The sequence below is a fragment of the Mesorhizobium sp. M7A.F.Ca.US.002.01.1.1 genome (assembly GCF_004022955.1).
In the GTDB taxonomy this organism is placed as follows: domain Bacteria; phylum Pseudomonadota; class Alphaproteobacteria; order Rhizobiales; family Rhizobiaceae; genus Mesorhizobium; species Mesorhizobium ciceri.
Genome location: NZ_RZQE01001012.1, coordinates 1 through 651, shown reverse-complemented (window position 1 = coordinate 651; position 651 = coordinate 1). Strand labels below are relative to the sequence as shown.

1 protein-coding gene and 1 pseudogene are annotated in these 651 nt (G+C 64.7%); both read right to left on the bottom strand.

What is annotated here, in order from left to right:
* The coding region (locus EN932_RS37430; RefSeq protein WP_164890914.1) for a PTS sugar transporter subunit IIA at nt 1–223 on the bottom strand (223 nt) is incomplete at its 3' end.
* Between the two features lie 119 nt (nt 224–342).
* Nucleotides 343–651 (bottom strand): annotated as a pseudogene (locus tag EN932_RS37425) (PTS sugar transporter subunit IIC); the annotation flags it as partial.

The following is a 651-nucleotide window of genomic DNA, read 5'->3' as shown; positions in this document are numbered from 1 at the left end:
CCGGATCGGTGTGCGGCACTGCGACATTGTCGGAGCGTTCCAGCGGCAGTCCGGTCGGGATGGTCAATTCGCGGCGCACGACCGCGTCGGCATAGGAGCTTTTGACATAGCCAAGTCTCTCCAGCCGGCCCGCCAGGATGCGGATGATCTCCTCATTGGTCGAGGCATCGGATCCGAGCACGATCGCGTCGGGATCCAGAAGCTGCATGAGGCCGTCGGACATTCTTTGCTCCGTCGATGAAATCGTGCGCCCCGAGGAGGGCGCACGATCGGGCTCCGTCGATGAAATCGGGCGCCCCGAGGAGGGCGTACGATCGGTTTGAAGGGTGGACCCTATCAGGTTCAGGCCGTCTCTTCCGCCGGCTCGTCTTCGGCGCCCGCGGCCCGCTCCCAGCCGAGCGGATTGCGGCGGTAGAGGACAAACAATGCCGCGATGACCACCGCGATCACGATGATGCCGACAAGTCCAAGCCCCTGGATCGCCTCGATGACCACGTAAGGCACCCACAGGAAGCCGTCGACCACCGAGGTGATCTGCAGCGCATCCGCCGGCAGCTTGAAGCCCGATGCGACGGCAGCACTTGTGAACAGCGGCGCCAGCGCGTTGGCGACGTAGAAGCCGATGGCCAGCGTCACCGTGCCGATCACCAC